Source organism: Streptomyces sp. A0642, assembly GCF_004795105.1.
In the GTDB taxonomy this organism is placed as follows: domain Bacteria; phylum Actinomycetota; class Actinomycetes; order Streptomycetales; family Streptomycetaceae; genus Streptomyces.
Map to the genome: position 1 here is coordinate 1 of NZ_SSBL01000009.1, position 25,116 is coordinate 25,116.

Annotated in this window: 27 protein-coding genes; 18 read left to right on the top strand and 9 right to left on the bottom strand. The window is 73.3% G+C overall.

Features of this window, described 5'->3' with window-relative positions:
• Positions 1 to 4: 4 nt before the first annotated feature.
• The 7 genes from E6R60_RS17780 to E6R60_RS17810 all read right to left on the bottom strand — a co-directional run bounded on the left by E6R60_RS17780 (position 5) and on the right by E6R60_RS17810 (position 7,337).
• A complete protein-coding gene (locus E6R60_RS17780; protein ID WP_136327559.1) occupies positions 5 to 970 on the bottom strand; it encodes a DUF389 domain-containing protein in 966 nt (321 codons plus the stop codon).
• Between the two features lie 27 nt (positions 971 to 997).
• Positions 998 to 1,993 (bottom strand): type I pantothenate kinase, encoded by a 996-nt coding sequence (gene coaA / locus E6R60_RS17785; protein WP_136327560.1) that lies wholly within the window; start codon positions 1,991 to 1,993, stop codon positions 998 to 1,000.
• A 177-nt stretch (positions 1,994 to 2,170) separates the two neighbouring features.
• Positions 2,171 to 3,616: an argininosuccinate synthase gene (argG, locus tag E6R60_RS17790; RefSeq protein ID WP_136327561.1), complete on the bottom strand. Its 1,446-nt coding sequence runs from the start codon at positions 3,614 to 3,616 to the stop codon at positions 2,171 to 2,173.
• A 101-nt stretch (positions 3,617 to 3,717) separates the two neighbouring features.
• Positions 3,718 to 4,641: an RNA polymerase sigma-70 factor gene (locus tag E6R60_RS17795; RefSeq protein WP_206309446.1), complete on the bottom strand. Its 924-nt coding sequence runs from the start codon at positions 4,639 to 4,641 to the stop codon at positions 3,718 to 3,720.
• A 139-nt stretch (positions 4,642 to 4,780) separates the two neighbouring features.
• Positions 4,781 to 5,254, bottom strand: coding sequence for a carboxymuconolactone decarboxylase family protein (locus tag E6R60_RS17800; RefSeq protein WP_136327563.1), 474 nt, complete (start codon positions 5,252 to 5,254; stop codon positions 4,781 to 4,783).
• 403 nt (positions 5,255 to 5,657) lie between these two features.
• Positions 5,658 to 6,164, bottom strand: coding sequence for a carboxymuconolactone decarboxylase family protein (locus tag E6R60_RS37015; protein WP_206309447.1), 507 nt, complete (start codon positions 6,162 to 6,164; stop codon positions 5,658 to 5,660).
• A 189-nt stretch (positions 6,165 to 6,353) separates the two neighbouring features.
• Positions 6,354 to 7,337, bottom strand: a complete 984-nt coding sequence (locus E6R60_RS17810; RefSeq protein ID WP_136327564.1) for an Lrp/AsnC ligand binding domain-containing protein — start codon at positions 7,335 to 7,337, stop codon at positions 6,354 to 6,356.
• A 126-nt stretch (positions 7,338 to 7,463) separates the two neighbouring features.
• Between E6R60_RS17810 and E6R60_RS17815 the strand changes: the two genes are divergently transcribed.
• The 9 genes from E6R60_RS17815 to E6R60_RS36765 all read left to right on the top strand — a co-directional run bounded on the left by E6R60_RS17815 (position 7,464) and on the right by E6R60_RS36765 (position 17,014).
• A complete protein-coding gene (locus E6R60_RS17815; protein WP_136327565.1) occupies positions 7,464 to 8,957 on the top strand; it encodes an MFS transporter in 1,494 nt (497 codons plus the stop codon).
• Between the two features lie 276 nt (positions 8,958 to 9,233).
• Positions 9,234 to 11,081: a glutamine--fructose-6-phosphate transaminase (isomerizing) gene (gene glmS, locus E6R60_RS17820; RefSeq protein WP_136327566.1), complete on the top strand. Its 1,848-nt coding sequence runs from the start codon at positions 9,234 to 9,236 to the stop codon at positions 11,079 to 11,081.
• A gap of 28 nt (positions 11,082 to 11,109) precedes the next feature.
• Positions 11,110 to 11,478, top strand: a complete 369-nt coding sequence (locus E6R60_RS17825; protein WP_136327567.1) for a holo-ACP synthase — start codon at positions 11,110 to 11,112, stop codon at positions 11,476 to 11,478.
• A gap of 67 nt (positions 11,479 to 11,545) precedes the next feature.
• Positions 11,546 to 13,012 (top strand): NAD(P)H-hydrate dehydratase, encoded by a 1,467-nt coding sequence (locus E6R60_RS17830; protein ID WP_136327568.1) that lies wholly within the window; start codon positions 11,546 to 11,548, stop codon positions 13,010 to 13,012.
• 31 nt (positions 13,013 to 13,043) lie between these two features.
• Entirely contained in the window at positions 13,044 to 13,430 is a 387-nt protein-coding gene (locus tag E6R60_RS17835; protein ID WP_136327569.1) for a DUF488 family protein, read from the top strand.
• Positions 13,431 to 13,512: 82 nt separating this feature from the next.
• Complete coding sequence (gene alr / locus E6R60_RS17840; protein ID WP_136327570.1) at positions 13,513 to 14,682, top strand: alanine racemase; 1,170 nt, start codon at positions 13,513 to 13,515, stop codon at positions 14,680 to 14,682.
• 126 nt (positions 14,683 to 14,808) lie between these two features.
• Complete coding sequence (locus tag E6R60_RS17845) at positions 14,809 to 16,032, top strand: alpha/beta hydrolase (RefSeq protein ID WP_136327571.1); 1,224 nt, start codon at positions 14,809 to 14,811, stop codon at positions 16,030 to 16,032.
• A 109-nt stretch (positions 16,033 to 16,141) separates the two neighbouring features.
• Positions 16,142 to 16,702, top strand: coding sequence for a tRNA (adenosine(37)-N6)-threonylcarbamoyltransferase complex ATPase subunit type 1 TsaE (gene tsaE, locus E6R60_RS37020; RefSeq protein WP_206309448.1), 561 nt, complete (start codon positions 16,142 to 16,144; stop codon positions 16,700 to 16,702).
• Positions 16,703 to 16,843: 141 nt separating this feature from the next.
• On the top strand, positions 16,844 to 17,014 hold the full coding sequence (locus E6R60_RS36765) for a hypothetical protein (protein ID WP_168713633.1): 171 nt from the start codon (positions 16,844 to 16,846) through the stop codon (positions 17,012 to 17,014).
• Between the two features lie 84 nt (positions 17,015 to 17,098).
• Here E6R60_RS36765 and E6R60_RS17855 read toward each other — a convergent pair whose 3' ends face one another.
• The gene (locus E6R60_RS17855; RefSeq protein WP_240802610.1) at positions 17,099 to 17,659 is read right to left on the bottom strand and encodes a hypothetical protein; all 561 of its coding nucleotides are present in this window, start codon (positions 17,657 to 17,659) and stop codon (positions 17,099 to 17,101) included.
• Between the two features lie 159 nt (positions 17,660 to 17,818).
• On the opposite strand from E6R60_RS17855, the gene tsaB reads away from it, so the two are divergent.
• From tsaB to E6R60_RS17900, 9 genes are all read left to right on the top strand, one after another.
• Positions 17,819 to 18,466 carry a tRNA (adenosine(37)-N6)-threonylcarbamoyltransferase complex dimerization subunit type 1 TsaB gene (gene tsaB / locus E6R60_RS17860; protein WP_136327747.1) on the top strand — a complete coding sequence of 216 codons (648 nt, stop codon included), beginning with the start codon at positions 17,819 to 17,821 and terminating at the stop codon, positions 18,464 to 18,466.
• On the top strand, positions 18,463 to 18,966 hold the full coding sequence (rimI, locus tag E6R60_RS17865; RefSeq protein WP_136327573.1) for a ribosomal protein S18-alanine N-acetyltransferase: 504 nt from the start codon (positions 18,463 to 18,465) through the stop codon (positions 18,964 to 18,966). The genes tsaB and rimI overlap by 4 nt, the downstream gene beginning before the upstream one ends.
• Positions 18,966 to 20,069, top strand: coding sequence for a tRNA (adenosine(37)-N6)-threonylcarbamoyltransferase complex transferase subunit TsaD (tsaD, locus tag E6R60_RS17870; protein ID WP_136327574.1), 1,104 nt, complete (start codon positions 18,966 to 18,968; stop codon positions 20,067 to 20,069). The genes rimI and tsaD overlap by 1 nt, the downstream gene beginning before the upstream one ends.
• Complete coding sequence (locus tag E6R60_RS17875) at positions 20,066 to 20,344, top strand: hypothetical protein (protein ID WP_136327575.1); 279 nt, start codon at positions 20,066 to 20,068, stop codon at positions 20,342 to 20,344. Before tsaD ends, E6R60_RS17875 begins: the two co-directional genes overlap by 4 nt.
• Positions 20,345 to 20,479: 135 nt before the next feature.
• Positions 20,480 to 20,836, top strand: coding sequence for a YciI family protein (locus tag E6R60_RS17880; protein WP_136327576.1), 357 nt, complete (start codon positions 20,480 to 20,482; stop codon positions 20,834 to 20,836).
• A gap of 55 nt (positions 20,837 to 20,891) precedes the next feature.
• On the top strand, positions 20,892 to 22,142 hold the full coding sequence (locus tag E6R60_RS17885) for an RNA polymerase sigma factor (protein ID WP_136327577.1): 1,251 nt from the start codon (positions 20,892 to 20,894) through the stop codon (positions 22,140 to 22,142).
• 63 nt (positions 22,143 to 22,205) lie between these two features.
• Complete coding sequence (locus E6R60_RS17890; protein ID WP_136327578.1) at positions 22,206 to 22,676, top strand: VOC family protein; 471 nt, start codon at positions 22,206 to 22,208, stop codon at positions 22,674 to 22,676.
• A gap of 24 nt (positions 22,677 to 22,700) precedes the next feature.
• Positions 22,701 to 23,366 carry a hypothetical protein gene (locus E6R60_RS17895; protein ID WP_136327579.1) on the top strand — a complete coding sequence of 222 codons (666 nt, stop codon included), beginning with the start codon at positions 22,701 to 22,703 and terminating at the stop codon, positions 23,364 to 23,366.
• A 53-nt stretch (positions 23,367 to 23,419) separates the two neighbouring features.
• Positions 23,420 to 23,785 carry a hypothetical protein gene (locus tag E6R60_RS17900; protein ID WP_136327580.1) on the top strand — a complete coding sequence of 122 codons (366 nt, stop codon included), beginning with the start codon at positions 23,420 to 23,422 and terminating at the stop codon, positions 23,783 to 23,785.
• A 12-nt stretch (positions 23,786 to 23,797) separates the two neighbouring features.
• Here E6R60_RS17900 and E6R60_RS17905 read toward each other — a convergent pair whose 3' ends face one another.
• Positions 23,798 to 25,045: a methyltransferase domain-containing protein gene (locus E6R60_RS17905; protein WP_136327581.1), complete on the bottom strand. Its 1,248-nt coding sequence runs from the start codon at positions 25,043 to 25,045 to the stop codon at positions 23,798 to 23,800.
• Between the last annotated feature and the right edge of the window lie 71 nt (positions 25,046 to 25,116).

Sequence of the window (25,116 nt, forward strand, 5' to 3'; positions counted from 1 at the left end):
CGCCCTATGCGTCCGCGCCCAGCGGCGCCTTCGCGTTCGTCCGCTGGCGGCGGCGGGCGGTGCGCCACAGGGCCTTCTGGGCCAGCAGCGTGAGCGTCCCCGCCAGCACGATCCCGCCGAGGTTCGCCAGCAGCTGCTGGATCGATCCCGTCATCTGGCCGTAGTCGCCGTAGCTGAACGCCACCGCCGCGTTGGCCGCGGCCGGCACGGTCGTCACCGAGATCGCGACACCGATCAGCGCCCCGGACTTCGCCGAGGTCAGCGAGAGCGTCCCGGCGATGCCCGCGAGGAACGCCACCACGAACGACAGCCAGTCCGGCTGCCAGACGAACGCCGTGTTGGGCCGGGCCCCCTCGATCATGGCCTCGTCGAACAGTCCGAAGGCGTCCATCAGCCAGGCGAAGCCGGCGGTCACCGCCATGGCGGCGGCGAATCCGCCGATCAGCGCCCACAGCGACCGCCCCACCAGACGCGGGGCCCGTTGCACCAGCGCCGTGGAGATTCCGGCCAGCGGCCCGAACTCCGGGCCCACCGCCATCGCTCCCACGATCAGGATCGCGTTGTCGAGCATCACACCGCAGGCGGCGAGCATCGTCGCGACCGCGAGGAACGCCACGTAGGTGACGCTGAACGTCGAGTCCTCGTGGGTGACGTCGGTCAGCTCCTCCCACAGCACCGCGTCCGCGCCCTCGCCCGGCGCCTCCGCCTCGGCCAGGTCGGCGCGGGCGGAGAGCGTCAGGTCCATGTTCTCGACGGTGATCGCGCCGTACTTGTCGACCCCGAGCCGCCGCAACGCGCCGATCAGCTCGTCGCCGGCCTCGCGCGCCACGTCGCACAGGACGACGTCGCCCACCGGGTCGCGCGCCACCCCGGGCAGCACCGCGAGATGGGCCGTGCCGACGGTCCGTTCCAGCAGGCCCGTCACCTCGTCCGTACGGTCGGCCGGGACGATCAGGCGGAGATGCAGCACAACGCTCCTTGTGAGGACGTGATCCGGTCAGAGCTTGCGCAGGGACAGCCGCTGGACCTTGTGGTCGGGGCCCTTGCGCAGCACCAGCGTGGCACGGCCGCGGGTCGGCGCCACGTTCTCCACCAGATTGGGCTTGTTGACGGTCCGCCACATGGTCGCCGCGTACGCCATCGCCTCCGCCTCGGAGACCTGCGTGTACTTGCGGAAGTACGAGGACGGGTCCTGGAACGCCGTGGCGCGCAGCTTGCGGAAGCGGTTGAGGTACCAGGTCTCGATGTCCTCGGGCCTGGCGTCCACGTACACGCTGAAGTCGAAGTAGTCCGCGAGGCCGACGCGGGTGCGGCCGTCCTTGCCGGGCAGTGCGGGCTGCAGGACGTTCAGCCCTTCCACGATGAGGATGTCCGGACGCCGCACGGTGAGCCGCTCGTCCGGCACGATGTCGTAGATCAGGTGCGAGTAGACGGGCGCGGTCACCTCGTCCTTGCCCGCCTTGATGTCGGCGACGAAGCGGGTCAGCGCGCGCCGGTCGTACGACTCCGGGAAGCCCTTGCGCGACATCAGGCCGCGCGCGTGGAGCTCCTTCATCGGCAGCAGGAACCCGTCCGTGGTCACCAGCTCCACCCGCGGGTGCTCCGGCCAGCGGGCCAGCAGCGCCTGGAGGATACGGGCGCTGGTGGACTTGCCCACCGCGACACTGCCCGCGACCCCTATGACGAACGGTGTCCCGCGCTGCGCACCGTGCCCGTTGCCGGCGTCCCCGAGGAAGGTGTTCAGGGCCCCGCGCAGCCCGGATGTGGCCTGGACGTACAGATTGAGGAGGCGCGAGAGCGGCAGGTAGACGTCCCGCACCTCGTCGAGGTCGATGACGTCCCCGAGTCCGCGCAGCCGCTCCACCTCATCGGCGGTCAGCGGCAGCGGCGTCTTGTCGCGCAGCGCGCTCCACTCCGCCCGGGAGAGGTCGACGTACGGCGTCGCGGCGGGCTCGGCGCGTCGGTTCGTGCTCCGTGTGGGCGAGGTGATCACGGGTTCATTGTCGCGGGAGTTGCCGCGGAGTGGGGGGTGGGGTCGGTCACGTGGGGGACGGGGGCGGAGGGGCCGCCCTCCCCGCGCCCGGCCTCACGGCCGGGGGCGGGCTTTTCGACCCAGGAAAGCGGAAGGCCGCCCGGCGCACGGGGCGCCGGGCGGCCTTCCGCCCCGGAGCTAGTCCGTGCCGGACTCCATCGCGGCGCGGTCCAGCATCTCGTCCGTTTCGGAGACCTCGCCGCGGGAGGCGATGGCCTCGGCGCCGCCCTCCGGGAGGGAGCCGATCAGGCCGGTCGCGGCGGCCTGGGCCGCCCCGATGGCCGGGTTGGCGTTGCCGATCAGGCCGAGGCCCGCGTACTGCTCCAGCTTGGCGCGGGAGTCGGCGATGTCGAGGTTGCGCATCGTGAGCTGGCCGATCCGGTCGACCGGGCCGAACGCGGAGTCCTCGGTGCGCTCCATGGACAGCTTGTCCGGGTGGTAGCTGAACGCCGGGCCCGTCGTGTCGAGGATCGAGTAGTCCTCGCCGCGCCGCAGCCGCAGCGTCACCTCGCCGGTGACGGCGGTGCCGACCCAGCGCTGGATCGACTCGCGCACCATGAGCGCCTGCGGGTCCAGCCAGCGGCCCTCGTACATCAGCCGGCCGAGGCGGCGGCCCTCGTTGTGGTACTGGGCGAGGGTGTCCTCGTTGTGGATGGCGTTGACCAGACGCTCGTACGCGGCGTGCAGCAGGGCCATGCCGGGGGCCTCGTAGATGCCGCGGCTCTTGGCCTCGATGATCCGGTTCTCGATCTGGTCGGACATGCCCATGCCGTGGCGGCCGCCGATGGTGTTCGCCTTCATCACCAGGTCGACGGCGGACTCGAACTTCTCGCCGTTGATGGTCACCGGGCGGCCCTGGTCGAAGCCGATCGTGACGTCCTCGGTCCGGATCTCGACCGAGGGGTCCCAGAACTTCACGCCCATGATCGGGTCGACGCTCTCCACGCCGGTGTTCAGGTGCTCCAGCGTCTTCGCCTCGTGGGTGGCGCCCCAGATGTTGGCGTCGGTGGAGTACGCCTTCTCCGTGCTGTCCCGGTACGGCAGATCATGGGCGACCAGCCACTCCGACATCTCCTTGCGGCCGCCGAGCTCGGTCACGAAGTCCGCGTCGAGCCAGGGCTTGTAGATCCGCAGGTGCGGGTTGGCGAGGAGACCGTAGCGGTAGAACCGCTCGATGTCGTTGCCCTTGTACGTGGAGCCGTCGCCCCAGATCTGCACGTCGTCCTCAAGCATCGCCCGCACCAGGAGCGTGCCCGTCACGGCGCGGCCGAGCGGCGTGGTGTTGAAGTACGCCCGCCCGCCCGAACGGATGTGGAACGCGCCGCAGGTGAGCGCGGCCAGCCCCTCCTCGACGAGCGCCGCACGGCAGTCGACCAGGCGCGCGAGCTCGGCGCCGTAGGCCTTGGCGCGGCCGGGCACGGAGGCGATGTCGGGCTCGTCGTACTGACCGATGTCGGCGGTGTAGGTGCACGGGACGGCGCCCTTGTCGCGCATCCACGCGACCGCGACCGAGGTGTCGAGGCCGCCCGAGAAGGCGATGCCGACGCGCTCGCCGGTGGGCAGGGAGGTGAGGACCTTAGACATAGGAAGATTATGCATCATCTCGCATGATCATGCAACGCGAGGTTCCTTCCGCGTCTCCGGATCCGGCGGCCGGGGCCCGAGCCGGCTGCACCGCTCCCGGGTCACCCCCTGTCGTGGCGGGCCCGCTTCACCTCGTCGCTGACGGTCCAGGCGTCGGCGACCGGTCCCAGGTGGCCGAGCTTGTCGGGGTTGATCACCGTGCGGATGGTCTGGATCTGCCCGTCGAGCACGTCGAGGGCCAGCGCCTGGAGCACCTTGCCGTCCCTGTCGCGGAAGACGGCGCCGGGCTGGGCGTTGACCTCGTGGAGCTCGAACGTGACGTCGATCCGGGCCAGCAGCGGGAAGACGGACGCCAGCAGGCGCGCCACGTTATCGGCGCCGGCGACCGCCCTGGCCAGCTGCGGGGCCTTGCCGCCGCCGTCCCCGGCCATCTGCACGTCGGCGGCCAGCAGATCCCGCAGGGCGGTGACGTCGCCCTCGCGAAGCGCGTCGAAGAACCGCCTCGCCAGCTCCTCACGCTCCTGGCGGTCCGCCTCGAACCGCGGCCGCCCGGCCTCCATGTGCCGCCGCGCCCGTACGAGCAGCTGGCGGCACGCCGCCTCCGAACGCCCCACCGCCGACGCGACGTCGTCGAACCCGAAGCCGAACACCTCGCGCAGCACGAACACCGACCGTTCCAGCGGACTGAGACGCTCCAGCAGCAGCAACGCGGCCATCGACACCGAATCGGCCAGCTCCGCCGAGCGCGCCGGATCCTGATACGGATCGCTGAGCAGCGGCTCGGGGAACCACGGGCCCACGTACTCCTCCCGCCGCATCCGCGCGGAGCGCAGCACGTCGATCGAGATCCGCGTCACCGTGGTGGACAGGAACGCCTTGACCGACGTGGGAACGGTCGCCGAGCCGTCGAAGCGCAGCCATGCCTCCTGCACCGCGTCCTCCGCCTCGCTCACGCTGCCCAGGATCCGGTACGCGATCGAGAACAGCAGGGGCCGCAGTTCCTCGAACTCTCCGGCCTTGTCCACGCCGCATCTCCCTCGGGTCGTGCGCCCGCCGTTCCCCCGGGCGGGCATGTCCTGACTGACTGATCCTGTGCTCGTGGGGGGCCGTTCAAGCCCCCCAGGGCCCGGGGCGCACGACGGCGCCCCGGGGGTCGGCGGACCCTCAGTGAAACTGTCCGGCCTCGTAGTCGCCGGCCGGCTGCCGGGCGATGATGTTCAGCCGGTTGGCCGCGTTCATGAAGGAGACCAGCAGCGCCAGGGCGGTGAGCTGTTCCTCGTCGTAGTGCTTCGCGGCCCGCGACCACACCTCGTCGTCGACCCCGTTTCCCGCGTCGGCGACCCTGGTTCCCTGCTCCGCCAGCTCCAGCGCGGCACGCTCGGCCTCGGTGAAGACCGTCGCCTCGCGCCAGGCCGCCACCAGGTGCAGCCGCACCGGGGTCTCACCGGCGGCCGTGGCGTCCTTGGTGTGCATGTCGATGCAGACGGCGCAGCCGTTGATCTGGCTTACACGCAGGGCCACCAGCTCCTGCGTCGCGGGCGGCAGCGGCGACTCCTTGAGCGCCTTGCCCGCTGACATGAGGTGCTTGAGGGCCTTGGCGGCGGTGGGGTCGGTGAAGTAGTTCAGTCGCGCGTCCATGGTGTGCTCCTCCGTGCGTCCGGTGGTTACATCCCTGTGGACGAGACAGCCCGGCCCCCTGTGACACGGGCAGGACGGTTCCCCGTCCCACCGGCCGCTCACCCCACGTCAGCACCGCGATCCCCCGCACCCGTCGTCCCCGGATGTCCGCGATGACCTCGGCGGTCCGGGACTCGCCGTCGGCAGCCGCCCGTACGACCGTCCCGGCGGCGTCCTGGCCGGGCGCGTGCTGAGGGATCGACCGCGTCGGCCATCGAGTCGCACCTACTGACGCGCGTCCGGCCGTCACCCGCCGCTGCGCACGGCAGGCGAGCCGGCCCGGAGCGGCGGATGGCTGCGGTCCCCCGACGGCCCGGCGGCCGCGCGGTAGGGATGCGCCCGCCCGGGCCGGCGGGCCGGTTCGCTACTTCCAGGGGTCGGTGAACGACCGGCCGGGCACCGGCTTGGCGATGAGCGCCACGGCGATGAAGAAGTTGACCTGGCCGATCGCGAACATCAGCGTGGCGAGGGCCTTGTCCTCATAGTGCCCGGCCGCCCGGGCGAACAGTTCGTCCGAGACCCGCTCACCGCCCGCCGACGGCTGGAGCACGGCTTCCACCAGCGCCAGAGCGGCACGCTCGGCACCGGTGAAGTACGGCGAGTCCTGCCAGGACGCCACCGACGTGATCCGTTCCTCCGACTGCCCGGCCTTCCGCAGGAAACCCGTGTGCAGCACCGTCAGGTACGTGCTGCCGACGATCTGGCCGGCACGCAGCTGGACCAGGCTGATCGTGGAACGCGGGACCGAACCGTTGCCTGTGGCCCGGAACAGGGCCGCCGACACCTCCGCCAGCTCGGGGACGAGTCCTGCGGGGTCCTCGGCCATGCGCGGAACCATAGGGACCTCTGCTGTGATCGAACGCGGTGCCATCGCCGTCTCCTCAGGTGTTCGGATCGCTGTTGCTTCCCTGACGGAGCGCACGGGAGAGATGTGACCGGCCGGCGGAAGAGCGTCGTGATCCGCCCTCGGCCTCGCGCTCGCTCGAGGTACGGGGGGCATGGCGCCCGCGCGAGCGCGTCCCGCGGGTTCTCGGTGGCTGACGCCGCACGGCCGTGGCGGTCACCCCCGGAACGGCCGGTACGTCAGCTGCTTCACCCGGCGCAGGAACGGCATCGATTCCACGTGTTCGACCCCCTCCAGCTGCCCCAGGCGTTCGCTCAGATAGCGGTACAGGTGGCCCGAGTCGCGGGTGATCACGACCGCCACCAGGTTGGACGCGCCCGTGGTCGCCGCCGCGTAGGCGACCTCCGGGTGGGTCGCGAGTTCCTCTCCCACCGTGTGGAGGGCGCGGGGCGCTGCGGTGATGGAGAGCATCGCCGGATGGCCGAAGCCGAAGTGGCCGCAGTCGAACTCGACGTCCACGTACAGGGCGCCCGAGGCCACGAGCTGGGCCGTGCGGCGCTTGACCGCCGACTCGGACCGGCCCGTCGCCTTCTGGAGTGCGGGATACGTGGCCCGGCCGTCCGCCTCCAGCGCGGTGACCAGGGGTTCGTCCTCGGCGGTGATGACGGCCGGGCCGGGGTGGTCCGGAAGAGGGGGAGGAGTGAGGGCGGCGGACTGTTCCGGGGACAGGGCGCCGCTCTTGTGGAGCCAGCCGGACGGGCCGCCGTAGAAGCGGTGCAGCAGCTGGTGGGCGCGGATGTCGAGGATGTGCGGGGTGCGCGGGAGCTTGCCGAGGAGCAGGTCGTCCGCGTCGTCCCGGGAGCGGACGTTCGCCGTGCAGGTCACCTCCGTACCGCCCGAAGTGAGGCCGATCCACGCCGTGTCCGGGCGCTTGGCCAGGGCTTCGGCGATGGCCGGCGCGCCCTCGGGCGCGCAGCGCACGCGCAGCAGCCAGTGGTCGAGGGGGTCCTCGGCGGCCGCGCAGCGGACCCCGACGACCCGCAGGCCGGCCTCGGAGCGCAGTCTGCGGAAGCGGCGGGCCACGGTCTGGTCGGAGACGCCGAGCACGGTCGCGATCCGGCTGAACGGGGCGCGGGCGTCCAGTTCCAGTGCGTGCAGGATCTGGAGGTCGAGAACCTCGCCCCCTGCGTGGGATTCCATCGGTGGTGGCCTCATTCGCGTCGGATTCCGGCGCTCGGCGCCCTCCAGCCAGTGGCCTCCGCCGCGCTTCTCCGATCGTACGGGAGTGGTCGCCGGCCACGCCGAAGTCCGTACGAGGAGAAACACATGCGTAAGTGGGGGCCGCTCACCGCGGTCTGTCTGGGGACGTTCATGCTGCTGCTCGACGTCACGATCGTCATCGTGGCGCTGCCCGAGATGGCAGGGGTGCTGGACGCGTCGCTCTCCGACCTCCAGTGGGTCATCGACGGATACGCGCTCGCGCTGGCCGCGCTGCTGCTCGGCATCGGGGCCGCCGCCGATCTGCTGGGGCGGCGCCGGGTCCATGTCGCGGGCGTCGTGCTCTTCGCCGTCGCCTCCCTGGCGTGCGGGCTCGCGTCGTCGCCGGCGGTGCTCGTCGCCGCGCGCGGGGTCCAAGGGGTGGGCGCCGCCGCGATGTTCGCGACCACGCTGCCGTTGCTCGCCTCCGTGTACCGGGGCAAGGACCGGTCGGTCGCGCTCGGGCTGTGGGGTGCGGTGAGCGGGGGCGCCGCCGCGATCGGACCGGTGGTCGGCGGGCTGCTGACCGAGGGGCCCGGCTGGCGCTGGATCTTCTTCGTGAACCTCCCGGTCAGCGTCGCCGCGGTCTGGCTGACGGCCCGCACCGTGCCCGAGTCGCACGGGGCGCGGGGCCGGCGCATCGACTGGGCGGGGACCGCGAGCTTCGCGGTGTTCGCGGCGGCGGCGACGTACGCCGTCGTACGGGCGGGGAGCCTGGGCTGGACGTCGGGGCGCACGCTCGCCACGTTCGGGATCGCCGCGCTCGCCCTGCTCTGCTTCGTGCTCGTCGAACGGCGCGTCGCCCACCCGCTGCTGGAGCTGTCGCTGTTCCGGAAGTCCGCGTTCACCGGGGTGATGGCCGGGGCGCTCGCGTACAACATGGCGGCCTTCGCCGTCCTGCCGTACACCTCGATCTGGCTGCAGACCGTCCTCGGCCTCAGTCCCGTCCAGGGCGGACTGGCGCTCCTGCCGCTGGCCGCGACCGCGTTCGTGGTGGCGGCCGTCGGCGGACGGCTGCTGCACGGGGTGCAGCCGAGGCTGACCATCGGCATCGGGCTCGCCCTGATCGGCGCCGGCACGCTCGGCCAGGCGGTCCTGGGCGCGGGCTCCTCGTGGCCGGCGCTGCTGCCGGGGCTGATCGTCGCGGGCATCGGTACGGGCCTGGTGTCCCCGGCGCTCGCGGGCGCCGCGCTCGCCGCTGTGGAGCCGGAGCGGGCGGGCATGGCGGGCGGCGCGGTCAACACCTTCCGGCAGCTCGGGTACGCCTTCGGGGTCGCCGTGCTCGGGACGGTGCTGACCTCGCGGATCGGCGGGACGCTGAGCCAGGAGCAGTCCCACGCGCTCGCGGGCGGCGGCGCGTCCGGCCTGCGCGCGGCGGGGGTGCCGGAGCACGCGATGCGGGCGGCGTTCGCCTCGGGGCTGAACACGGCGGCCGTGGTGGCCGGGGTGGCGGGGATCGTCGCGGGGGCGGCGGTGCTGCTGCTGGTGAAGGGGGAGCGGGGGGCCCGGGAGGCTCGGAAGGACGCGGAGGCCCCGGGGCAGGAGGCGGTGCGCGTGGGGTAGGGCCGGGTGCGTGGGGGAGGCGGCGGCCGCCTTCGACGGCGCTGAGTCCTCCCGCGCCGGGCGGGCTTGGTTGGCCCTGTCCTCCCGCGCCGGACCGGGTCGGGTGAGGCCTTGTTCTCCCGCGCCGGGCGGGGGCGGTTGGCGCCGCTGCCTCCCACCGCCGCACAGGCGGGATCGGGATCGACCTGTCCGACCGGTCTCGTTCGTGGGCTTGAAATAGCGGTTGCTTCTGCGACTATGCGAAGAACAGGGGCTGGTGACCAGGAAAGGACCACTATGTGCGGAATCGTGGGTTACGTCGGTGGGCAGTCGGCGCAGGACGTCGTCGTCGCCGGTCTCAAACGGCTGGAGTACCGGGGATACGACTCCGCCGGGATCGCGATCCTGGCCGACGGGGGACTGGCCGCCGCCAAGAAGGCCGGGAAGCTCGTCAACCTGGAGAAGGCGCTGGTCGAGCGGCCGCTGCCGGCCGGCAGCGCCGGGATCGGGCACACCCGGTGGGCCACCCACGGCGGCCCCACCGACATCAACGCCCACCCGCACCTCGACAACGCCGGACGCGTCGCCGTCGTCCACAACGGGATCATCGAGAACTTCGCCGCCCTGCGCGCCGAGCTCGGCCGGCGCGGCCACGACCTGGTCTCCGAGACCGACACCGAGGTCGTCGCCCACCTCCTCGCCGAGGCGTCCTCGCAGAGCGCGGACCCGGCGGAGGCGATGCGGCAGGTCTGCCGCCGCCTCGAAGGGGCCTTCACGCTCGTGGCCGTCTTCGCGGACGCGCCCGACGTGGTGGTCGGGGCCCGGCGCAACTCGCCGCTCGTCGTCGGGGTGGGGGACGGAGAGGCCTTCCTCGCCTCCGACGTCGCCGCGTTCATCGCCCACACCCGTTCCGCGATCGAGCTCGGCCAGGACCAGGTGGTCGAGCTGCGGCGGGAGGGAGTCGTCGTCACCGGCTTCGACGGGGAGCCCGCCGACGTGCACGCGTACCACGTGGACTGGGACGCCTCCGCCGCCGAGAAGGGCGGCTACGCCTCCTTCATGCTCAAGGAGATCGCCGAGCAGCCCAAGGCCGTCACCGACACCCTCCTCGGCCGGATCGATCCGGAGGGCACGCTCCACCTCGACGAGGTGCGGATCACGCGGGGCGAGCTGCGCGAGGTCGACAAGGTGGTGATCGTCGCCTGCGGGACCGCGTTCCACGCCGGGATGATCGCCAAGTACGCCATCGAGCACTGGACCCGCATCCCCTGCGAGACCGAGCTCGCCAGCGAGTTCCGCTACCGCGACCCGATCCTCGACCCGCACACCCTGGTCATCGCCATCTCGCAGTCCGGCGAGACGATGGACACCCTGATGGCCCTGCGGCACGCCCGCGAACAGGGCGCGAAGGTCCTCGCCATCTGCAACACCAACGGCTCCACCATCCCGCGCGAGTCCGACGCCGTGCTCTACACGCACGCCGGCCCCGAGGTCGCCGTCGCCTCCACCAAGGCGTTCCTGACCCAGTTGGTCGCCTGCTACCTCGTCGCCCTCTATCTCGGCCAGGTCCGCGGGACCAAGTGGGGCGACGAGATCCGCACCGTCATCCGCCAGCTCTCCGACATCTCCGGCTCCGTCGGCCGGGTCCTGTCCACCATGGAGCCGGTCCGTGAGCTGGCCCGGTCGCTGGCCTCGCACGACACCGTGCTCTTCCTCGGCCGGCACGTCGGCTATCCGGTCGCCCTGGAAGGCGCGTTGAAGCTCAAGGAACTCGCGTACATGCACGCCGAGGGGTTCGCCGCCGGCGAGCTCAAGCACGGGCCGATCGCACTCATCGAGGAAGGGCTCCCCGTCGTCGTGGTGGTGCCGTCACCCGCCGGGCGGTCGGTGCTGCACGACAAGATCGTGTCGAACATCCAGGAGATCCGGGCCCGCGGCGCCCTCACCGTCGTCATCGCGGAGGAGGGCGACGACGAGGTCGTCCCGTACGCCGACCACCTCATCCGGATCCCCGCAACGCCTACGCTGCTTCAGCCGCTGGTCGCCACCGTGCCCTTGCAGGTCTTCGCCTGCGAACTGGCGACGGCCCGCGGCAACGAGGTGGACCAGCCGCGCAACCTGGCGAAGTCCGTCACCGTGGAGTGAGCCGTGAGCGAGCAGTGAGGGTGCGTACGTGATCATCGGGGTCGGGATCGATGTGGCGGAGATCGAGCGGTTCGACGCGGCGCTGGAACGTACGCCGCAGCTGGCCGCGCGCCTCTTCGTGGAGCGGGAGCTGCTGCTGCCCGGGGGCGAGCGGCGCGGGATCGCCTCGCTGGCCGCCCGGTTCGCCGCCAAGGAGGCCCTCGCCAAGGCGCTCGGAGCGCCCGCCGGGCTGCTGTGGACGGACGCCGAGGTGTACGTCGAGGAGAGCGGGCAGCCCCGGCTGCGGGTCCAGGGGACCGTCGCCGCACGCGCGGCCGAACTGGGCGTGCGGCAGTGGCACGTGTCGCTGAGTCATGACGCGGGGGTGGCCTCGGCGGTGGTGATCGCGGAGGGCTGAGCCGGGGGCGTACCCGCGGATTGCTGAGCCGGGGGCGTACCCGCGGATTACTGCGTACGTTGGTGCCATGCGTACCGCTTACAGCGTCTCGACCGTACGGGCCGCCGAACAGGCCCTGATGGCACGGCTTCCGGAGGGCGCGTTGATGCAGCGCGCCGCCGCCGGACTCGCGGCCGCCTGCGCCGACCTGCTGCGGCGCGGCGGCCGGGTCTACGGCTCCCGCGTCGTCCTCCTCGTCGGCAGCGGCGACAACGGGGGCGACGCCCTGTACGCGGGGGCCAGGCTGGCCCGGCGCGGGGCGGGAGTCGTGGCCGTGCGCGTCTCGGCCGGCCGGGCCCACGAGGGCGGGGTCGCGGCCCTGCTGGCGGCGGGCGGGCGGGTGGTGGACGCCGGTGAAGGCGGCCCGCACCGCGACCGGGGCGGGCACATCGACCTCGTCGTCGACGGCATCACCGGCATCGGCGGCCGCGGCGGACTGCGGCCGGACGCCGCCGCCGTGGTGGCGCACTACGCGGCGCACGGGGCGCCCGTCCTCGCCGTCGATCTGCCGAGCGGTGTGGAGGCGGACACCGGCGAGGTACCGGGGGCCGCCGTGCGCGCGGACGCGACCGTCACCTTCGGGGCGTACAAACCGGGGCTGCTCGTCGACCCGGCCGCAGAACGGGCCGGTGCGCTGCACCTCGTCGACATCGGGCTCGGCGCCGAACTGCCGGACGTGCCCGAGCTGGAGGCGCTGCAGTACGCGGACGTCGCCGCGCTGCTGCCCGTGCCCGCCGCGGAGACCGACAAGTACCGGCGCGGCGTCGTCGGCATCGCCGCCGGATCGGCGCGCTACCCGGGGGCCGCGGTCCTCGCCGTCTCCGGGGCGCTGCGTGGCGGGGCCGGGGCCGTGCGCTACGTCGGGCCGGGTGGCGACGCGGTGATCGCCCGCCATCCGGAGACCCTCGTCCACGCGGGCCCGCCCTCGAAGGCGGGGCGTGTGCAGGCGTGGGTGGCCGGACCGGGGCTCGGCGACGGCACGGACGCCGTCGACGCGGTCGCCGACGTGCTGGCCGCCGACGTGCCGGTGCTCGTCGACGCGGACGGACTGCGGCTGCTGGACGCGGACGTCGTACGCGCGCGCACCGCGCCCACCGTCCTCACCCCGCACGCCGGGGAGGCCGCGGCGCTGCTCGGCGTGGCGCGCGAGGAGGTCGAGGCGGGGCGGCTCGCCGCCGTACGGGAACTCGCCTCCCGGTTCCGTGCCACGGTCCTGCTCAAGGGGTCGACGACCCTGATCGCCACCGACGAGCCCCGCACCCCCGTGCGGGTCAACCCGACCGGCACCTCCTGGCTGGCCACCGCCGGCAGCGGGGACGTGCTCTCCGGGCTGACCGGTTCGCTGCTGGCCGCGGGCCTCGTGCCGCGCGACGCCGCGTCCGCCGGCGCCTACCTCCACGGCCTCGCCGCACGGCACGCCTCCGACGGATCCCCGGTCGCCGCGCAGGACGTCGCCGAGGCGATCAGGGCGGCATGGCGGGACGTACGGGCCTGAGCGATGCTGGAAGCGGCGAGAGGGGACACACGTGACCGCCGACGGTGAGCTGCGGATACGCCGGGTGTACGACCCGGCGGAGGACGGCGACGGCACCCGCGTCCTCGTCGACCGGCTGTGGCCGCGCGGCGTCTCCAAGGACCGGGCCGCGATCGACCGATGGCTCAAGGACGTCACCCCGTCGGACGAACTGCGCTCCTGGTACCACGAGGACCGCTCCGGGACCCGGTACGACGAGTTCGTCGACCGCTACCGCGCCGAGCTGGCCGACCCCGTGCACGCGGCGGCCGTGGACGAGCTGATGTCGCTCGTCCGCGAGGGTGGTCCGGTGACGCTGGTCACCGCCGTCAAGGACGTCCCGCACAGCCACGTCCCCGTCCTCGTCGACCAGGTGGACCACGAGCTGCACCACCGCTGACGTGCTTCCGCGCCGGCCCACCGGGCCCCGACGCGCCCGCCGCCCGGGAGTCTCGCCGTACGCCTCTGAGAGACTGGGCGCGATGAACGAGACAGCGCCCCTGAGAGCCCGTGCCGAGATCGACCTCGCCGCACTGCGCGCCAACGTGCGCGTGCTGCGTGCCCGGGCGGCCGGGGCGCAGCTCATGGCCGTGGTCAAGTCCGACGGCTACGGACACGGGGCCGAGCGCTGCGCCCGCGCCGCCCTCGAAGCGGGCGCCACCTGGCTGGGCACCGCCACCCCGCACGAGGCGCTCGCCCTGCGCGCGGCCGGGCTCGGCGGCCGGGTGATGTGCTGGCTGTGGACGCCGGGCGGCCCCTGGCGCGAGGCGATCGAGGCCGACATCGACGTGTCGGTGAGCGGCCTGTGGGCGCTGCGCGAGGTCACCGCGGCGGCGGCGGAGGCGGGCCGGCCCGCCCGTATCCAGCTCAAGGCCGACACCGGCCTCGGCCGCAACGGCTGCCAGCCCGCCGACTGGGCCGAACTGGTCGCCGCCGCCCGCACCGCCGAGCAGGCGGGCACCGTCCGCATCACCGGCCTGTGGTCCCACTTCGCCTGCGCCGACGAGCCCGGGCACCCCTCCATCACCGCCCAGCTCGACACCTTCCGCGACATGGTGGCGTACGCCGAGAAGGCCGGCGTCGAGCCCGAGGTGCGGCACATCGCGAACTCCCCGGCGACGCTCACGGTGCCCGAGTCGCACTTCGACCTCGTGCGGACCGGGATCGCCCTGTACGGCATCTCGCCCAGCCCCGAGCTCGGCACCCCGGCGGACTTCGGGCTGCGTCCCGTGATGACGCTCGCCGCGTCCCTCGCCCTGGTGAAGCGGGTGCCGGCCGGCCACGGCGTCAGTTACGGGCACCACTACACGACGTCCGCGGAGACCACGCTCGGCCTGGTGCCGGTCGGGTACGCGGACGGCGTCCCGCGCCACGCCTCGGGCCGCGGCCCCGTCCTGGTCGGCGGTGTCCGGCGGACGATCGCGGGCCGGGTGGCCATGGACCAGTTCGTCGTCGATCTCGACGGGGACGAGCCGCCGGTCGGCAGCGAAGCCGTGCTCTTCGGCCCGGGGGACCGGGGCGAGCCGAGCGCCGAGGACTGGGCGCGGGCGGCGGACACGATCGCGTACGAGATCGTCACCCGGATCGGCGGCCGGGTGCCGCGCGTCTACCGCGACGACGAAACGCCGGAGGCCCCCTCGACCGGGCCCTGACCGAACAACCGCCCCTGACCAGGCACGATCTGAGCATGTCCCGGGACGGCCGGACAAGAGCGCAGGAGACCGGCCGGCCCTGACCGACCCGACGGGCACGACACGACCGACGAGGAGCGCGGCACGGTGAGCGAGATCAGCGCGGGGGAAGCGGTGGTGACGGCCGCTTCGGCGGCCGGCTGGCGCCGGGCGGGTTTCGCCGGGGCCGCCATAGGTGTGATCGCCGCGGGCGCGGCGGCCGGCGTCGCGGTCGAGCGGCTGACCGTCGGCCGTGGCATGCGCAAGCGGGCCAGGCTGGCCCTGGACGCCAGCGGACCGTACGGCTCGCTGCGCGGGCTGCCGGGCCGGGCGGCGGCCGACGACGGCACCGAGCTGTACTACGAGATCGACGAGGTCGACCCCGGCAGCCGTCCGGGAGCGGGCGGCACGCCCCTCGGCTCCGCCGCCGCCGGTCCACGCCGGCGCCGGCTCTTCGGACGCAAGGCGCCCGCCCCGGTGACGGTCGTCTTCAGTCACGGCTACTGCCTCAGCCAGGACTCCTGGCACTTCCAGCGGGCGGCCCTGCGCGGTCTCGTGCGGACCGTCCACTGGGACCAGCGCAGCCACGGGCGCTCGGAGCGCGGCCGGGCGCAGGCGCAGGGGGTGCACGTCGGCATCGACCAGCTCGGCCGCGACCTCAAGGCAGTGATCGACGCGGCCGCCCCCGAGGGCCCGCTGGTGCTGGTCGGGCACTCCATGGGCGGCATGACGATCATGGCGTTCGCCGACCAGTACCCCGCCCTGATGCGCGACCGGGTCGCCGCGGTCGCCTTCGTGGGCACGTCGGGCGGGAAGCTGAGCGAGGTCAGTTTCGGCCTGCCGGTGGTGGGCGTGAACGCGGTGCGGCGGGTGCTGCCGGGCGTGCTGAAGGCGCTCGGCTCGCAGGCGGAGCTGGTGGAGCGGGGGAGGCGGGCGACCGCGGATCTGTTCGCCGGGCTGATCAAGCGGTACTCGTTCGGATCGCGGGACGTGGACCCGGCTGTCGAGCGGTTCGCCGAGCGGCTCATCGAGTCCACGCCGATCGACGTCGTCGCGGAGTTCTACCCCGCCTTCGCCGAGCACGACAAGAGCAACGCGCTGCCGCTGTTCCGGGACGTCCCGGTGCTGATCCTGGCGGGCGACAAGGACCTGGTGACGCCCAGCTCGCACAGCGAGGCCATCGCGGACCAGCTGCCCGACGCGGAACTGGTCATCGTCCCGGACGCCGGGCACCTGGTGATGCTGGAGCACCCGGAGACGGTGACGGACCGGCTGGCGGACCTGCTGGTGCGGGCCGGGGCCGTGCCGGAGTCGTCCGAGGCGCGTGGGTGAGGGCCCCGGGCCCGTCGCGCCGGGTGCGGACCGGGGCCCGGCCCCGTCGTCCCGGTGGCTCGCCGGCTGAGGGCCGGATCCGTACCGGAATCCTCTAACGTTGGCGGGCATGGAAGCACCGCACAACAGCCCGGCGGCCGAGCTCGCCGCAGGCGCCGCCCGCGACGCCGTCACCGTCACGCTGGCCGTGGAATCCCCCGAACAGATGCAGGCCCTGGGCCGCCGGATCTCCGGTGTGCTGCGCCCCGGCGACCTGGTGATGCTCAGCGGCGAACTCGGCGCCGGGAAGACGACCCTGACCCGTGGTCTCGGCGAGGGCCTCGGCGTGCGCGGCGCCGTCACGTCCCCCACCTTCGTGATCGCCCGCGTACACCCGTCGCTCGGCGACGGTCCGGCGCTCGTCCACGTCGACGCGTACCGCCTGGGCGGCGGGCTCGACGAGATGGAGGACCTGGACCTCGACGTGTCGCTGCCGGACTCGGTGGTCGTCGTGGAGTGGGGCGAGGGCAAGGTCGAGGAGCTCTCCGAGGACCGGCTCCACGTGCGGATCGACCGCGCGGTCGGCGACACGGACGACGAGCGGCGCGAGGTGAAACTCGTGGGCATCGGCACGAGGTGGGCGGGGCTGCGCAACGATTCCTGGGCCCCGTGGGCCGTGGCCGGGGCCTGAGAGGCCGGCCGCCACGGGCCGCGTTTCCGACAGGGTGTCGGCATATTGTTGCGCGGGGCGGTGCGGGCGTGGTGACATGGAGGACGAGAGCAGGTTAGGTCTGCCTAACCGTGCCTTCCACCGGAGCTCAAGGAGGCGTCCATGCCGGCATCCGAGCACGACGTGCAGCCACCGCGGGCGGTATCGATGAGAGACCTGCTCGCGGCGGGGGCGGCGGCCGACGCGGTCTCCACCCCGCCCGCCCCGCGCCCGCGCGGCACGGCGCCCGCACCCCGGGGAGGCCCGGGAACGAACCCCCCGAAGCGGGCCTGAGCCTCGTCCGCTCACCCGCCGGGGGAGGACGATCCGAGCTGTCGCCCCCACTGGCGGACGGCGCCGACGGCGGCCGTTCATCCGTTACGGGACGACGACGACCTTCGCGCCGACCGTGGCGAACGTCCACACCGCGTCGCCGTCCGCGCGGGACATGCGCACCCCGCCCGCCTTCAGCGTCGGGTCCGGGCTCTCCATCGAGCCGTCCTGCGCGGCGCTGAAGCCGATGGCCACGTCGTCGTTGGACGCGAACCGGACCACGTGCTCGATCGGCACCCCGTCGGAGCCCGTGACACGGCCGGAGCGCGAGGTCACCCGGTAGGTGCCCGGCAGCGCGCTCACCGCACTCGGCATCACCTTGAAGGTCCGGGTGGACTTGTTCTGCGCGTCCACCAGCCACACCCGGCGGTCACTCAGCGCGTACACCACACGCGGGCCCGTCCCGGACGCGGCGGGGACCGCCAGCGGGTTCTTCTTCGGCTTCGGACGGGCGCTGCCGCCCGGGGCCGGGGCGCTGCTGGACGCCTTCGGCCTGGCCCCGAGGTCGTCGGGGACGTTCGCCGACGCCTGGTAGGCCAGGAAGCCGACCGCGGCGACGGCCGCCGCGGTGAGTGCGGCCACGATTCCCGAGCTGCCCCTAGCCACCGTGCGCCTCTTTCGCCGTCGTATGTCGTACAAGCGTTTACACGTACTCCGCGTATACCCGGTGACGGTAGCACCGGAGCCACCTCGTCCCGGGACGCCGTACGGGGCGCGGTACCGCCCGCGCCGGAGCCGTAGGCTGTTTGCGTGCTCTTGCTCGCAATGGATACCGCCACCCCTGCCGTCACCGTCGCCCTCCACGACGGGACCCGCGTCGTCGCCGAGTCCGGTCAGGTCGACGCCCGAAGGCACGGGGAGCTGCTGCTGCCCACCGTCGACCGGGTCCTCGCCGAGGCCGGAGTGGCCCTCGACACCGTGACGGACCTGGTCGTGGGCGTCGGACCCGGCCCGTACACGGGACTGCGGGTCGGCCTGGTGACGGCCGCCACGTTCGGCTCGGCGCTGTCCGTGCCCGTGCACGGGATCTGCACCCTGGACGGCCTCGCGTACGCCGCGGGGCAGGCCGGGGTGGCGGGCCCGTTCGCCGTCGCGACGGACGCCCGCCGCAAAGAGGTCTACTGGGCGCGGTACGAGGACCCCCTCACCCGGACCGGTGAACCCGCCGTCGACCGGCCCGCCGACATCGCCGAGCGGCTCGCCGGCCTCCCCGTCGTCGGGGCGGGCGCGGTGCTCTACCCCGACGCGTTCCCGGACGCGCGCGGCCCCGAGCACGTCGCCGCCGGTGCGCTGGCCGCCCTCGCCGCCGAACGCCTCGCCGCGGGCGCCGGCCTGCTGCCGCCTCAGCCTCTCTACCTGCGCAGGCCCGACGCGCAGGTCCCGAAGAACTACAAGGTGGTCACCCCGAAGTGACCGCCACGACCGCAGTGCTGCGCGAGATGCGCTGGTGGGACATCGACCCGGTGCTGGAGCTCGAGCACGAGCTGTTCCCGGACGACGCCTGGTCGGCCGGCATGTTCTGGTCCGAGCTGGCGCACTCCCGCGGCCCGCACGCCACCCGCCGCTACGTGGTCGCCGAGGACCCGGTCAGCGGCCGGATCGTCGGATACGCGGGCCTCGCGGCGGCCGGCGACCTCGCCGACGTACAGACGATCGGCGTCACCCGCGCCCACTGGGGCGGCGGGCTCGGCGCCGAGCTGCTGACCGACCTGCTGAAGCACGCCACGGCATTCGAGTGCGCCGAGGTGCTGCTGGAGGTCCGCGTCGACAACACCCGGGCGCAGAAGCTGTACGAACGCTTCGGTTTCGAGCCCATCGGCTTCCGCCGCGGCTACTACCAGCCGGGCAACATCGACGCACTCGTCATGCGCCTCCACGTACAAGAGCACGTACAAGAAAACGAGACTGACTGATGGCTGACGAACCGCTCGTACTCGGCATCGAGACCTCCTGCGACGAGACCGGCGTCGGTATCGTCCGCGGCACGACGCTGCTCGCCGACGCCGTCGCGTCCAGCGTCGACACGCACGCCCGCTTCGGCGGCGTCGTCCCGGAGATCGCCTCCCGCGCGCACCTGGAGGCGATGGTCCCCACGATCGAGCGCGCCCTGAAGGAGGCCGGGGTCAGCGGACGCGACCTCGACGGCATCTCCGTCACCGCGGGACCCGGACTCGCCGGCGCCCTGCTCGTCGGCGTCTCGGCGGCCAAGGCGTACGCGTACGCGCTGAACAAGCCCCTCTACGGGGTGAACCACCTGGCCTCGCACATCTGCGTCGACCAGCTGGAGCACGGCCCGCTCCCCGAGCCCACGATGGCGCTGCTGGTCAGCGGCGGCCACTCCTCGCTCCTGCTCGCACCCGACATCACCAACGACGTGCGGCCGCTCGGCGCGACCATCGACGACGCGGCGGGCGAGGCCTTCGACAAGATCGCCCGGGTGCTGGACCTCGGCTTCCCCGGCGGTCCGGTCATCGACCGCCTCGCCAGGGAGGGCGACCCGAAGGCCATCGCGTTCCCGCGTGGTCTGAGCGGCTCGCGCGACCCCGCGTACGACTTCTCCTTCTCCGGCCTGAAGACCTCCGTCGCCCGCTGGATCGAGGCGAAGCGGGCCGCGGGCGAGGACGTGCCGGTACGGGACGTGGCCGCGTCCTTCCAGGAGGCCGTGGTGGACGTGCTCACCCGGAAGGCCGTCCGCGCCTGCAAGGACGAGGGCGTCGACCACCTGATGATCGGCGGCGGCGTCGCGGCGAACTCACGGCTGCGGGCCCTCGCCGAGGAGCGGTGCGAGCGGGCCGGCATCCGGCTGCGCGTCCCGCGCCCCGGACTGTGCACCGACAACGGCGCCATGGTCGCCGCGCTGGGCGCGGAGATGGTGGCCCGCAACCGGCCCGCCTCCGACCTGGAGCTCTCGGCCGACTCCTCGCTGCCCGTCACCGAGACCCACGTCCCGGGCGTGGGCCACACCCCCACGCACGACCATGTGCACGAGGTCAGCAAGGACAACCTGTACTCATGAGCGGGACGACGGTCGCGCTGATGTGGGAGGCCCGGGCCGCCGAGGGCCGGGGCGCGGAACTGCTGGAGTGGGCCCGCGCCCGCACCGGCGAGCTGGCACGCACCCCGCTGCGCGGCGAGCTGCTGCGCGCCCCGCAGGACCGCGTCCTGGTCATCACCTGGTGGGATGCGGCGTACGGCGACGAGCTGCCCGAGCTGCCCGAACCGGCCCCCGGGATCCTCGCCAGGCCGGTGCACCGCTGGCGCTTCGAGTCCCTCGGCCCGGCGGGCGGCTGAGGAGCGCGACCCCCCGGTGGCCGGTCCGGAAACTTCTCAGAAGAATTCCGGGGAGGCTGTCGATCCGGACGTCTCCCGTTCGACGCACAGGTGAGAGGCGGGGAAAGCCCCCGCCCTCCCGACCGAGGAGTCACCATGCCGCGCTTCATGTCCCTCATCCGCATCGACGAGCAGGCGGCGGCCGGCTTCGAGCCCGATCCCGGCTTCGACGAGCGGGTCACCGCCCTCTTCGAGGAGATCACCAAGGCGGGCGTGATGCTGGAGACGGCCGGCCTCACCCCGACCGCCCAGGGCACCCGGGTCCACTGGTCCGGGGGCGAGCTCAGCCACACCGACGGGCCGTTCACCGAGACGAAGGAAGTCGTCGGCGGGTACGCCATCCTCCAGTGCAAGGACAAGGCGGAGGCACTGGAGTGGGCCAGTAGGTTCCTCCAGGTGCACCCGGAGAGCTGGACCGTCACCTGCGAGGTCCGCGCCATCGACGAGGCCTGAGGAGACGCCGGGTCGCGCTTGCCCGGGCCCGGTGCGGCTGCTCTGATGGGTGGCCGTGACGGCAGCGAGCGCGATCGAGACGGTGTTCAGGATCGAGTCCGCGCGGATCATCGCCGGTGTCGCCCGGATCGTCCGGGACGTGGGCATCGCCGAGGAGCTCGCGCAGGACGCCCTGGTCGCCGCGATGGAGCAGTGGCCGGAGTCGGGCGTCCCGGACAACCCGGGAGCCTGGCTCATGGCCACGGCCAAGCACCGCGCCATCGATCTCGTACGCCGCCGGGAGACGTACGCCCGCAAGCTGGCCGAGATGGGCCGCGACCTGGACGGCGTCTCCGCTGAACCCGGCCCCGGCGCCGTGGACCCCGACGCCATCGACGACGACCTGCTGCGGCTGATCTTCACCGCCTGCCACCCGGTGCTCTCCACCGACGCCCGGATCGCCCTCACCCTTCGGCTGCTGGGCGGCCTCACCACCGAGGAGATCGCCCGCGCCTTCCTCACCACCGAGCCGGCCGTGGCCCAGCGGATCGTGCGGGCCAAGAGGGCGCTCGGGCGGGCCGGCGTCCCCTTCGAGGTGCCCTACGGCCCCGAGCGCGCCGCCCGGCTGCGATCGGTGCTCGACGTCATCTACCTGATCTTCAACGAGGGCTACGCCGCCACCGCCGGCGACGACTGGCTCCGCCCGGGCCTCTGCGAGGACGCGCTGCGCCTGGCCCGGGTGCTGGCCGGGCTGATGCCGGACGAACCCGAGGTGCACGGACTGGCCGCCCTCCTGGAACTCCAGGCCTCGCGCACCGCGGCCAGGACCGGGCCGGACGGGGCCGCGGTGCTGCTCGCCGACCAGAACCGGGCCCGGTGGGACCGGCTGCTGATCCGCCGCGGCCTGGCGGCCCTGCTCCGGGCGGGTGACACGGCCGCGAAGGCGGGGCAGCCCCTGGGGCCGTACGCCCTCCAGGCCGCCATCGCCGCCTGTCACGCCCGGACGGCGCGCTTCGAGGACACCGACTGGGCCGCCATCACCGCCCTCTACGACCGCCTGGCCGTCCTCACCCCGTCACCGGTCGTCGAGCTCAACCGCGCCGTCGCCGTGTCCATGGCCGAGGGCCCGGCCGCCGGTCTCGCCCTGGTCGACGCCCTCGCCGCCGACCCGGCGCTCAAGGGCTACCACTTGCTGCCGAGCGTCCGCGGGGATCTCCTGGAGCGGATGGGGCGTACGGACGAGGCGCGCGCCGAGTTCGTACGCGCGGCGGAGCTCACCCGCAACGAACGGGAACGGGCGCTGCTCCTGGGCCGGGCGGGCCGATGAGTTCCGGGCCCGCGACCGGTCTACCTTGCACGGCATTCAGCACCACCGCGTGAGGAGAAGACCATGCAGAAGGTCACCACGTTCCTGTGGTTCGACAAAAACCAGGCCGAGGAGGCGGCGAACCACTACGTGTCCGTCATCGGCGGTGACTCCCGCATCCTCGACGTGACCCGCTGGACGGCGGCGTCGCCGGGTGAGGAGGGAGCGGTGATGACGGTCCGCTTCCAGCTGGACGGCACCGAGTACATCGCCTTCGACGGCGGCCCCGAGTTCCCCTTCAGTGAGGCCGTTTCCCTCTCCGTCGACTGCGCCTCGCAGGAGGAGGCGGACCGGCTGTGGGACAAGCTCACCGCGGACGGCGGACAGGAGAGCCAGTGCGGCTGGCTCAAGGACAGGTTCGGCGTCTCCTGGCAGATCATCCCGCCGGGTCTCGGCGAGGCCCTGACCGACCCGGACCCGGACAAGGCGGCCCGCGCCATGAAGGCGATGCTCGGGATGAAGCGCCTCGACATCGAGGCCCTGCGCAACGCCTGAAACGGGCGGTCTAAGGTCTGGCCCATGGCCAACCGACCGGCGCTGCCGCCGCCCCCGCCGCCCGTGGAGATACGCACCTGGCCCGACCGGGGAGCGCTGCTCGCCGACCGGGCCCACATCCTGGGCGCGCTGGTGAGGATGCACATCGGTCCCGGCCGGTTCGGACTGCTGTGGACGTGGGGGGCGGTCGGTGCGCTCGGCTGGGCGCTGATCGGCGCCGCGTTCGTCACTTTCGAAGAGTCGTACGACGTCTTCAGCGCCTTCTTCGGCGTCATCATCCTTGCTCTGGGCGCCAGTTGCCTGGTGCCCGCCGTCATCCTCACCGTCATCGGCCTGCGCCGGGACCAGCGGGTGCGCCGACTCCTCACGCAGTGGGGGGCGTTGGACCGCGACCCGGCGAACGATGCCGCGTACCGGCTGCCCGGCGTGAGTCTGGTCTGGCTCCTCGGCTCCTTCGCGCTGTGCGCCTTCGGGCTGTACGCCTGCTTCGCGGTGCCGGCGGGCGCCGTCGGGGGCGATGACGGCTACGGGTTGACGGCCCTGATCATGGGCCTCGGATTCATCGCCTGGCTCATCGGCCTCATCGGCATCACCAAGGCCTTCTGGCACCGGCGTTGGGTCCTGCGGACACTGCTCGGCGTGGCCGCCCCCGAACCGCTGATCTCCGCGCCGGGCCGTGCCCGGCGCTGATACCGGCGCTATCCTGCGCGGGGCACGGACGGCTCCGGGGGAGGGCGGTATTCATGGCGTGGTACTGGTGGGTGCTCATCATCTTCTGGACGGGCGGCTTCGGCTGGGTGGCCGACAACGTCCGTACGGCGCTGCGCAATCGGCACACCCGCAAGCTGGAACTGCTGGAGGCGGGCCGCCAGGAGCGGCTGGCGGTGGAGGCCGCTCACCGGCCGCCGGAACCGGTCTGCGGCTGTACGCACCACCTCGCCAAGCACGACAAGCAGGGCAGGTGTCACGAGCGGGTCGAGGTGCCGACCGCGTGGGACGAGCAGAGGAAGCCGGTGCGCTTCGAGTCCGGGCAGTGCAACTGCCAGCAGTACGTGGGCCCGCAGCCGCTCTCGCAGGTGTACGCGGAGGATCTGACCGACCTCGCCTGAGCCCGGCAGCGGTCACCGGAGACCGGCCTCCGGGCCGGTCACGGGGCGGCCGATCAGCATCGTCGGCGCGTCCGCGACCCGGGTCAGGAAGACCGTGGCCGCGTTCGGTCCCTGAAGCTTCATCTTCCGGCGCAGTTCCTCCGGTTCGACCGCCGAGCCGCGCTTCTTCACCGTGAGGACGCCCACCTTGCGCTCCCGCAGCAGCGCCTTCAGCCGCTTCATGTTGAACGGGAGCTGATCGGTGATCTCGTAGCCGGCGGTGTACGGGGAGTCGTACAGCTCGTCGCTCGTGACGTAGGCGATCATCTCGTCGAACAGCCGGCCGTGGCACCGTTCCACGATCCCGGCGACCAGGTGCGCCCGGATCACCGCGCCGTCCGGCTCGTACAGATACCGCCCCACCGGCCCGACCGGCGGGGCGGGCAGCGCGGCCGGAGCGGACAGGGTGGCGCCGGACGGGAGCAGGGTGGCGCGGTAGGAGCCGGCCTGGAAGCCCTCGCCGAACCAGAGCACCGCCTCCTTCACGTCGCCGCCGTCCGAGATCCACTCGGCCTCCGCCTGCGGCCCGATCGCCTCGTGCGGGATGCCCGGGGCGATCTTCAGCGCGGCCCGGGGCGCCCTCAGCGCGGCCGCGGTCGCCCAGGACAGGGGCGGGGAGTACGCCTCCGGGTCGAAGATCCGGCCCCGTCCGCCCCGGCGGGCCGGGTCGACGAAGACCGCGTCGTACGGCGAGGTGTCGATCTGCGTCACGTCGGCGCACCGCACCTCGATCAGCGCGTCCAGGCCGAGCGCGGCGGCGTTGGCGCGGGCCACCTCGGCGGTCAGCGGGTCGCGGTCCACGGCCAGGACGGAGATCCCCGCCCGGGCCAGGGCGATCGCGTCGCCGCCGATCCCGCAGCAGAGGTCGGCGACGCTGCGCACCCCGGCGTCCGCGAACCGCCGTGCGCGGTAGCCGGCCACCGAGGTGCGGGTCGCCTGCTCGACCCCGTTCGGCGTGAAGAACATCCGGTGCGCGTCCTCGGCGCCGAACTTCGCCGCCGCCCGCTGCCGCAGCCGCGCCTGCCCCAGCGCGGCGGAGACGAGGGCGGCCGGGTGGGTGCGGCGGAGCCGGGTGGCGGTGGCCAGTTCGGTGGCGGGGTCGTACGACCGCAGCGCGGCCAGCAGCTCTGTGCCCTCGGGGGTGCGCAGGGCCAGGAAGGCGGCGAGGGGGTCGGGGGCGTCGGACGGGCCGGTCGGGTCGAGAGCGTTCACCCGCCCCATTGTGGGCCAGTCGCCTGTGCGCCAGCCGGGGGAGTGTGCGGGGCGGGCGTGGTGTCGGCCCGGCGGCCCGG